The following is a 9810-nucleotide window of genomic DNA, read 5'->3' as shown; positions in this document are numbered from 1 at the left end:
CGTTTCGCTAAATCCCCTCGCCATGGGTTTGGGGTGGCTGGATCATCTATGGACTGGCCAGACCCATCGCCGGCAGCGATACCTCGGATTGTGCAAAGCGATTTCAGCGCTGGTTCCCGATTCGATAGTCTCGTGGCTGATCCGGCATTTTTCGTCGGCATTCTCATGATTCTGCGGCGTTGATTCGATGACGCCGCAGAGCTTGTCGGTGCGTCAGGCAATGTCCGCCCGATTGAAATAAGAATAATTAGGAGAGCGCGATGATTGCAGCAGTCAATAAGGTCCTGGTGATCGGAGGCGGGTTTTCCGGTATGACCGCGGCTATCCAACTCGCCCGCCAGGGCGTCGAAGTCGACCTGGTGGAAATAGACCCACTGTGGTGTCCGCTGGGGGCGGGTATCACCCTCAGTGGGCCTACGTTGCGAGCCCTGGATACGATTGGAATCCTTGAACGGGTGGCTGGGGAAGGGTACCTGTCGACCAACTTCGATGTGTTTTCACCGGCAGGCGAGCTGATCGTGCAATTGGCACTTCGACCTCCGGTCAGCGATAAACCGATCCCCTGTGGCGGCGGCATCCTGCGCCCGGTGCTGGCGCGGATCTTCGCCGACAAAACCAGGGAAGTGGGCACCCGCGTGCGCCTCGGCATCAGCTACGACACCATCAGCCAACAGGACGACGGCGTTGAAGTGTCGTTCACCGACGGGACCGCTGAACGCTATGAACTGGTCATCGCCGCTGACGGTGTGCATTCGCGGATGCGCAAGGAATTTTTCCCGCAAGCACCGTCGCCAAAACCCATCCATCAAAGTGTCTGGCGCGCGGTGGTGAGGCGCCCACCCGAAATCGTCCGGCCCACTCATTGGCTGGGACGCACCAAGGTCGGTGTCAATCCGATTTCCGACACGCACATGTACATGTTCCTGATGGAGAACCGCGATTTTTCCGAATGGATCGATCCTGCCACCTGGCCTGGTGAGATGGCACGTCTGCTGGGCGAGTTCCCCGCCCCGATCCTGCAAACGCTGGTGCCGCAACTGAATGAGCCGGGCGCCCATATCGACTACCGCCCGCTGGCCAATCTACTGGTGCCGTTGCCCTGGCACCAAGGCCGTATCGTGATGATCGGGGATACGGTGCATGCCACCACGCCTCACTTGGCTTCCGGAGCTGGGATCGGCATCGAGAGTGCCATCGTGCTAGCTGAGGAACTGCTGGCCGAAAGTGAACTCCAGACGGCCCTGGCCCGATTCGAAGCGCGACGTTGGGAGCGTTGCCAGTTGGTCGTCGAGAACTCCGCGCGCCTGTGCGAGATCGAAAAGAATGGCGGTGACAAGGAGGAGCATGCCCGGATCATGCGCGAGTCCACCGCGCTATTGGCCGAGCCTGTTTGAGCCAAGCCCGGGAATAAATAAAAAGGACGGCTTTGATAGTCGTCCTTTTTATTCAGGGCCAGCCCTGCGTTCGCAATCGCCGGGCTGTGATTGCGGATGGTTTATTGACCCAGATCCAGAATGACAACTTCCTTCACATAGACGAAAAACGATTCTGACGACAGCGCGATCCCTTCGTCGGAAAGCTGCTGGAACAACGACCTCTGGTACTGCCGAAAACCTTGAAGGTCCGCTTCGTTTTCGAACCACAGGCTGGAAACGCCTTCGTAGACGCCTATGTCCGGCCCGAAATAAGACGTCACCCGGTCACCTTCGGGCATATACCGGGCGCGAACGTGCCTGCGCAGGGCCTTCTGAAACGCCGGACATTCACTCGCTGCCGCAGCATGGGCGCGATCCCACGCGCTGAAAAAAGCCTCGAGCTGCACCGCGGGGTTCTTTTTGAGGAAAAGCATCGCTTTCCAATTCGTGGGCAATGTGCCGGTTTCGGACAGCTCGACCTCATCCATCAGTTGCGCAACCTGCTTGGAAAGGTCAGCGAAGTTCTTGGCATCAGGTCCCGTGGTTTGCTGGGTATAGGGGTCGCTGAATGTGGCGATCAGGCCCGACATGTTTTCAAAGAACAATTCCGTAATGGAATCCCTGTGAAATGTTTGCGTGTAGGCGTTATCGGAATCGACGCCAAAGGCTGCGTCGATGACATGGTTCTGGACGTAGCGCTTGACGCCCAGGGGCTTGGCTTGGGCGATCTTTCCGTGCTGGTGCTCTATATAGTCAAGAAATTCAACATGGGTCATGCCGGGTTTCCTGCGTACAGCGGCTAGCATCTTAATCATGAGCGGGCTCTCGCTTTATTATTCATCGACGGACTTTTTGACCCTGAAAATATAAGGCGAGGGTCGGGCGGCTAACCAATCGCTATTTCGGCTGTCAGGTATCGCGCAATGACATGCCTGATCAACTCATTCCCGGTCTGACCACGCTTCGAAAAAATAACCCCGCCAGGCTGTCGATTCGAGCCATCGCCATTCGACTACCCTGTAGAGCCGCCACACGGACGGCTTGGTCCATTCATTCCCAGGAGATATGAGCATGCGATTTATGGTGATCGTCAAGGCCAGTCCGGAGTCGGAAGTCGGAGAAATGCCCAGCGCGCAGCTGCTGGCTGCCATGGGCGCCTACAACGAAGAATTGGTCAAGGCGGGGGTGATGCTCGCCGGCGAAGGCCTGCATCCCAGCTCCCAGGGTGTGCGCGTGCAGTTTTCCGGCAAGGACCGGACCGTGGTCGAGGGGCCGTTCGCCCAGACCAGCGAGTTGATCGCCGGATTCTGGATTTTCAAGGTCCAGTCACTGCAGGAGGCGATCGACTGGGTCAAGCGCTGTCCGAACCCGATGATCAGCGACAGTGAGATCGAGATCCGCCAGATCTTCGAACTCGAGGAATTCGGCGAGAGCTTTACCCCCGAACTACAGGCACAGGAAGAACGCCTGCGGGCGCAGATATCCAGTCAATCGTGAAACGGATGAAAGGAGAGCACACCATGAGAATCATTCCCTACCTGACCTTCGATGGTCGTTGCAAGGAAGCCTTCGCGTTGTACCAGGACGTGCTGGGCGGCGAGCTGTTTTCCATGTCCTTTGCCGAGGCACCCGAAGACGTCGGCATGCCCAAGGACCCAGACCTGATCATGCACACTTGCCTGACCGTGGGCGCCTTCAGCCTGATGGCGTCCGACTGCCCGCCAGGCCAGCCGTATCGCAAGCCGCAAGGCGTGTCGGTTTCCCTCAACGTCGACAGCGCGGAGGAGGCCGAGCGGCTGTTCAACGGCTTGAGCGCGGGGGGCAGCGTGTACATGCCAATGGCGAAGACGTTCTGGGCGGAACGCTTCGCCATGTTCGAAGACCGTTTCGGGATCGCCTGGATGGTCAATTTCGAGGGGCGCAAGTAAGTTGGGCGCTGGGTCGCCGGCCTGGAGGCGGTCGGCGGCTTGAAAAGGCCTTGATAAGTGCAGAACCCGACTATCCTTTCGGTACTGCACTCTTGGCAAAGGGACGCCATGCCAGACTATGAACGCGCCACCGGTCCTGGATCCCGCCTCATTTGGGATGATCGAACCTGTTTGATCGGGCCGTCGCTACGCTGGATGACGTCAATTGCGGTCTCCTGCTTCCTTGCGGCAACTTCCGGCTACGGCCAGGAGCAACCCAACGAAGCGGCTGCCACGGTGACGGTGGCCCAAGCCCAGGAAATCGTAGCCAAGGCCACCCTCGGGGCCGTCCGCTGGAGCGGTCCGCAGGCCGGTCCGCCAGCCCAGCGGGGCAAGAGTATCGCGCTTGTCGCAGAGGACTTGCGCAACGGTGGCATTGTCGGTGTCGCGCAAGGTGCCCGGGAGGCAGCCAGCGCGATGGGGTGGACGCTGAGGATATTCGATGGCGCAGGCTCCGCGTCCGGTCGCGCCAAGGCCTTTTCCGATGCCCTGGCGGCGAAGCCCGATGGCCTTATCCTGTGCGGCTCCGATGCCCTTGAAAACAACGCGGCGCTGATGCGCTTCGCCGACCAGGACATCCCGGTGGTCGGCTGGCACGCCGGGGTGCACCCCGGGCCGATTGACGGTACGCCGGTGGCCATGAACGTCACGAGCGACCCGCTTGAAGTGGCACGCCTTACTGCCATGGCGGCAGTGGCGCAGTCAGGCGGACATGCCGGCGTGGTTATCCTGACCGATTCCAGGTACAGCATCGCTACGACGAAAGCCAAGGCCATGGAAAGTGTCATTCGGGCCTGTCGTGAATGTTCGATGCTGGAAGTACGCGATGTCGCGATTTCCGAAAGCAGCGAGAAGATGCCTGCCGTGACCAGGGAATTGCTCCAACGCTACGGCAAGCGCTGGACCCACACGCTGGCGATCAATGATATCTATTTCGACTACTCGATTGCCTCGTTGACCGGCGCCGCGATCCCCAGTGATGGCGTCAGTCTGCTGTCTGCCGGGGATGGCAGCGCTTCGGCTTTCCTGCGCATCCAGGCGAAAACCTACCAGACCGTTACCGTCGCCGAGCCGCTCAACCTGCATGGCTGGCAAGTGATGGACGAATTGAACCGGTTGTTTGCAGGCCAACCGGTGAGCGGCTTCATCGCGCCGATACACTTGGTCAACGCCGACAATATCGCCTTCGATGGTGGAAAAAAATCCCAATACGATCCGGATAACGGCTATCGAGATATCTATCGCCGCCAGTGGAACCCCTGATGTTGGATATTTTTTCCCGGATTGGACGCCAGCTATGGCCACAATCACTGCGCGCCCAGTTCGCGCTGGCGTTTCTGGCGCTGGCGCTGTTGATCCTCGCGGGAGGAGCCACTGCGGTCTACGCGTTGCGGTCCTCGAACAACGCCACTCGCCAACTGACGGATGAACGGCTGGTCCGTATGCAAAATGGCCAGGACATGGTGCAGCGCACCTTGCTGATCGAACGCCAGACGGACCAGTTCCTGACAACCCGTTCGCCCGATGTCCTGCGTTCGAGCCATGCCGCGACCGTCGAACAGCTGGAAGCGCTCGATCAGTTGGTCCAGCAGTTGACCGCCGCGAACAGTGCCGTGGCGGTACTCGATATGCATCAGTCGAGCCAGCTGTTCCGCAATACCGCCAATATCGTTGCACAGTTGCGTGAAAGCCTGCTGCAAACCGAGATTACGTTCGAGCAGGCCCTTGAGGATCGCACCGCCCGGTTGACGGCAGCCAGCACCCCGGCCAGCCTGGAGCGGGCGGTGTTGCTTTTCGATCTCTCGCAGGCGGCTGACGATGAGGCGGTGCGACGACTGCGGATGCGCTATGAACGTTTGTCACCCGAGGCTGCTTCACTTGACGCTGACTTGGGCAAGCCCGATCTGTTTTCCCTGCGCCGGACGCTCATCGATCAGCACAACGTCATAAAGCGCTTCAACGAGGAGCTGCAGGATCAGGCCGGGGTCTTGGTCGCCTTGGCCCGTGCGCAGTCGAATGCCTACACCGAGGATTATCGTGCAGCCGTGCAGCGGCTGGTCGAGGCCTCGAACCGTAGCCAGCAATGGGTGCTGATCATGTTGGGCGCCAGCCTGGTGCTCGCCTGGTTTGTGGGCAGGGTCTTCATGGGCCGTCATGTGCTCGTGCGCCTGAATGAGATAAGCCGCCAATTGCGTCAGGAACACACAGAAAAAACGCATTTGATGATGCCGGACCATGGGAATGACGAAATCGGCAACATGGCGCGCGCGGTGAATCAGTTCCTCGAGGACCGGCTTCAGTTGGAAAAAAGAACCGCGCAATTGAGCATCGCCACTGAACGGCTCGCCGTGCAGAACAGCCGGCTGGAGCAAGAGGCGATCATCCGTGCCGGACAAGGCCGTGTCCTGGAACTGATCGCCAGGAGCACCGAGCTTGCCGAGGTGCTCGACAGCCTGGCTCACCTGGTCGAGTCCCAGCTGGAGGGCATGATGGTGTCGATCCTCTTGCTGGATGAGGAAGGCAAGCACCTGCACCACGGGGCTGCGCCCAGTTTGCCCAAAGCCTATAGCCAGATCATCGACGGGATCGAAATCGGTCCGAACGTCGGTTCATGTGGTACTTCGGCGTATCGCCGAGAACCGGTGATCGTCACGGATATCCAGCAGGATCCGCTGTGGGAGGCGTACCGTTCAATCGCCGAGCCCTACGGGTTTCGTGCCTGCTGGTCGACGCCGATCCTGTCCCATGAGCGAAAAGTACTGGGGACGTTCGCGTTGTATGCCAAGACCGTGCGCAGCCCCAGCCGGGCCGAGACGCAACTGATCGATCTGGCGACACCCCTCGCCGGGATTGCCATCGAACGCCAGTTGACGGAAAAGCGCATTCGCTTCATGGGCGATCATGACGTGCTGACTGGGTTGCCGAATCGCACGCTGCTCGAAGACCGCCTCAAGCAGGCCATGCTCTATGCCCAGCGCTACAACCGGCTGGTAACGGTGGTGTTTCTCGACCTGGACAAATTCAAACTGGTGAATGACAGCCTCGGGCACAGTGCTGGGGATGAACTGCTGAAGACTGTGGCCCAGCGCATGGTGGAGTGTGTCCGCCGGACCGACACCGTTGTTCGGCTAGGTGGCGACGAATTCGTGATCATCCTGTTCGACCAGCCCTCGGACCTCGACGGTGTGACGCCCGTCCTGCACAAGCTCCAGGAAGCGATCCTGCAACCGATCCACCTCAGCGGCCATAAACTCCACGTCACCTGCAGCATGGGGCTGGCGACTTACCCTGCCGACGGCGCAGACACCGATACGTTGATCAGCAATGCGGACGCCGCCATGTACCGGGCCAAGGAGTTGGGTCGCAACAGCTTCCAGTTCTACACGAGTGAGATGAATACCCAGGTACAGGGCAAGCTGGCCATGCAGGATGGGCTTCGAAACGCCCTCGACAATGACGAGTTCCTGCTGCTGTACCAGCCACAGGTGGACTTGCAGTCGGGCCAGATCATTGGCGTGGAAGCGTTGATTCGCTGGCAGCACCCCGAACTTGGCATGGTGTCGCCCATCAAGTTCATTCCCCAGGCCGAAGAAACCGGCCTGATCGTGCCCATCGGCGACTGGGTGATCCACACCGCATGCCGGCAGAACAAGGCGTGGCAGGCGGCCGGCTTGCCGCCGATTACCGTGTCGGTGAACATCTCGGCGCGCCAGTTCGTCGAAAGGAACCTGATCGACCGGGTCAACCATGCCCTGAAAGAGTCCGGGCTGGAGCCGATGTACCTTGAGCTGGAGCTGACCGAAAGCCTGATCATGCAAGACCTCCAGCAAGCCATCAGTAAAATGAAGGCGCTGCAGTCAATGGGCACCAGTCTCTCGATCGACGACTTCGGTACCGGTTATTCCAGCCTTGCAGCGTTGAAGAGCTTCCCGATTGCGAGGCTCAAGATCGACCAGTCTTTCGTGCGCGACCTGCCCGACAACGAAAACGACAAGGCCATCGCCACCGCGGTGATTTCGCTGGGGCATAGACTGAACCTCAAGGTCATTGCCGAAGGTGTCGAAACCGAAGAGCAGCAGACCTTCCTACGCGACAACGGCTGCGATGAAATCCAAGGCCACTTTTTCAGCAAGGCCGTCAGCGCAGAGGAAATCGGCCTGTTGCTGCGTATGCCACGATTGCCTCAGTCAAGCCGCGCCCTGAACCCGGACTCGACAGGACAGGAGCACGGTATGAAGCGCCCGGGCCGTCCGATGCCCGGACATTGATTCAGCGTGTCATGACTTCCCAGCCCAGACCTGAGGTCTGCGCGCCGTCCAAGGCAATGCACGCTCCAATTGTCCTGCCAGGCGCAGCAGCATGTCTTCCCGACCAAAACCCGCCGAGAACTGCACGCCGATAGGCAAGCCTGTTTCCGGATCAAACGCCAGTGGCACCGACATGGAAGGGGACCCCGTTACATTGGCCAACGCGGTGAAAGGCGAATGGTTGAATACGCGGTGCATCCAGCCCTTGCCATCCAACTGCTCCTGGCCTTCGTTGTACCGACCCAATGCGGGCGGCAGCGCTGGCAGCGTCGGACTCAGCAGGATGTCGTATTTGCAGAAAAAGTTGCCCAGGCTGCGGGTCACGACATTCCTGTAGTGCATGGCCTCCAGCAAATCGGTGGCAGTGAGTTCAGTGCCCATCCGGTGTAGCGACAGCGTGGCCGGCTCAAGCGTGCTGGCATCGATGGGGCGGCCGGTTCCGGCGGCGATGGCGTTGATCCAGGCAGCGGTGTTGGCTGACCAAAACCGGGCATTCATCTCGACAAAACCTTCCCAACCGAGGCCAATGTCGAGGCAGACTTCTTCCACGTTGTGTCCCATGCCTTGGAGCTGGACGGCGACATGGCGAGTCGCATTGGCGATCGGTTCGACAGAATGAGTGGCATTCAGTGGATGCACCAGAAGACCAATGCGCAGCGATCCCGGCTCGCGGGTCACTTCCGATAAATAGGCACGCTGCGGCTTGGCGATCTCAAACGGATCGCCCACGGCTGCACCCTGGGTTGCATCAAGCAGGGCAGCGCTGTCACGCACGGTGCGACTGACTACCCCATGAACCGCGAGCCCGGCCCATACCTCATCCACCGCCGGGCCCATTGAAATCCTGCCCCGGCTGGGCTTGAGGCCGAATAATCCAGTGGAGGCGGCAGGAACACGGATCGAACCGCCGCCATCGGTGGCGTGCGCGGCAGGAACCAGGCCAGCGGCGACGGCGGCCGCCGAGCCTCCGCTAGAGCCACCCGCACTGCGACCCAGCGCCCAGGGGTTGCGTGTCGGTCCCGAAAAAACCGCTTCAGTGGTGGTGCTGGCCGCCAGTTCCGGCGTGGTGGTCCTGCCGAGAGTGATCAGCCCTGCCTGCCGCAAGCGGACCATCAAATTGGAGTCCTCCTCGGCGACGCATCCGGCGGCCAGGCGACTGCCCAATTCATTCAAGCGCCCCTTTCTGGTCAAGCCGAGGTCCTTGACCAGAAAGGGCACGCCGGCGAACGGCCCGGTAGCGGCGGCGGGTTCATCTTCCCAAACCTCAACGACGGCATTGATCCTTGGGTTGAGCTGCTCGATGGCGGACAGTGCCGCGGCCCGAACTTCGGCTTGGGTGACTTGGCCGCTGGCGATCAGCTCAGCCAGGCCCAGTGCATCGTATTCGGCGTATTCAGCGGGTTTCATCACATTCTCCGAGCCAATAGCCTGGCAAAAGCGTTATTATTTACTCGTCAGTATCGAATGATACTAATTGGTATAGTACGATACTGCTGAGTATCAAAGTCAAGCGGAGAACGTCATGCGGCCCGAACGAATTCCCCAGTTGGCCCCTCGAGAACGGATTCTCGATGCAGCCGAGGAGCTTTTTTTTACCGAAGGCATCCACCGGGTAACGGTGGATGCCATTGCGGCCAAGGCCAAGTCGACCAAGATGACCGTCTACCGCCATTTCGATTCGAAAGACGCGCTGGTGCTTGAGTGGCTGCGGTTGCTCGTCGAGCAATACTCCGAAATCTTCGAAACCCTGGCCGCGCAGCGCGCCGGTGATCCCAAGGCGCAGCTTCTCGGATTTGCCGAATTCATCGCACAGGACCTGTCGACCTCATCCTATCGGGGCTGTCCGTTCACCAATTCATTGGCGGAGATCCCTGAGCGGGCACATCCGGCCCGCGCCCTCATCGAAGCACACAAAAAACGTCAGTTCCTCCGGTTGGTGGCGCTCTGTGTCGAAGCCGGCCTGGCCGAGCCGAACCAAGTGGCGATGGAACTCACCTATTTGATGGAGGGGGCCCAGGTCGTTGCGCAGAACAACAGCGTCGAGGGCGTCGGCGAAAATCTCGTGGCGATGGTTCGGAAAAAAATCGCCGGTGAATCGAGAGACCCTGCAGCGTGAAGAAA

General features: G+C 59.9%; 8 protein-coding genes. 6 read left to right on the top strand and 2 right to left on the bottom strand.

Going from position 1 to position 9810, the window contains the following annotated elements; translation table 11 throughout:
• Positions 1 to 260: 260 nt before the first annotated feature.
• Positions 261 to 1394, top strand: coding sequence for an FAD-dependent oxidoreductase (locus OC610_RS02110; protein WP_264426319.1), 1134 nt, complete (start codon positions 261 to 263; stop codon positions 1392 to 1394).
• A 101-nt stretch (positions 1395 to 1495) separates the two neighbouring features.
• On the opposite strand, the gene OC610_RS02105 is transcribed toward OC610_RS02110, so the two are convergent.
• Complete coding sequence (locus tag OC610_RS02105) at positions 1496 to 2191, bottom strand: EthD domain-containing protein (RefSeq protein ID WP_264426317.1); 696 nt, start codon at positions 2189 to 2191, stop codon at positions 1496 to 1498.
• A gap of 295 nt (positions 2192 to 2486) precedes the next feature.
• Between OC610_RS02105 and OC610_RS02100 the strand changes: the two genes are divergently transcribed.
• The 4 genes from OC610_RS02100 to OC610_RS02085 all read left to right on the top strand — a co-directional run bounded on the left by OC610_RS02100 (position 2487) and on the right by OC610_RS02085 (position 7650).
• A complete protein-coding gene (locus OC610_RS02100) occupies positions 2487 to 2912 on the top strand; it encodes a YciI family protein (RefSeq protein ID WP_264426315.1) in 426 nt (141 codons plus the stop codon).
• A gap of 23 nt (positions 2913 to 2935) precedes the next feature.
• Positions 2936 to 3343 carry a VOC family protein gene (locus OC610_RS02095; RefSeq protein ID WP_264426314.1) on the top strand — a complete coding sequence of 136 codons (408 nt, stop codon included), beginning with the start codon at positions 2936 to 2938 and terminating at the stop codon, positions 3341 to 3343.
• 282 nt (positions 3344 to 3625) lie between these two features.
• Complete coding sequence (locus OC610_RS02090) at positions 3626 to 4645, top strand: substrate-binding domain-containing protein (protein WP_264426321.1); 1020 nt, start codon at positions 3626 to 3628, stop codon at positions 4643 to 4645.
• Positions 4633 to 7650: an EAL domain-containing protein gene (locus OC610_RS02085; protein ID WP_264426313.1), complete on the top strand. Its 3018-nt coding sequence runs from the start codon at positions 4633 to 4635 to the stop codon at positions 7648 to 7650. Before OC610_RS02090 ends, OC610_RS02085 begins: the two co-directional genes overlap by 13 nt.
• A 9-nt stretch (positions 7651 to 7659) precedes the next feature.
• On the opposite strand, the gene OC610_RS02080 is transcribed toward OC610_RS02085, so the two are convergent.
• Complete coding sequence (locus tag OC610_RS02080; protein WP_264426312.1) at positions 7660 to 9096, bottom strand: amidase; 1437 nt, start codon at positions 9094 to 9096, stop codon at positions 7660 to 7662.
• 115 nt (positions 9097 to 9211) lie between these two features.
• Here OC610_RS02080 and OC610_RS02075 point away from each other — a divergent pair, with 115 nt between their 5' ends.
• The gene (locus OC610_RS02075; RefSeq protein WP_264426311.1) at positions 9212 to 9805 is read left to right on the top strand and encodes a TetR/AcrR family transcriptional regulator; all 594 of its coding nucleotides are present in this window, start codon (positions 9212 to 9214) and stop codon (positions 9803 to 9805) included.
• Positions 9806 to 9810: the final 5 nt, after the last annotated feature.

The sequence above is a fragment of the Pseudomonas agronomica genome (assembly GCF_025917275.1).
Classification (GTDB): Bacteria; Pseudomonadota; Gammaproteobacteria; order Pseudomonadales; family Pseudomonadaceae; genus Aquipseudomonas; species Aquipseudomonas agronomica.
Note: the sequence above shows the minus strand (reverse complement) of the source record. Positions and strands in the feature narration are given on the sequence as shown.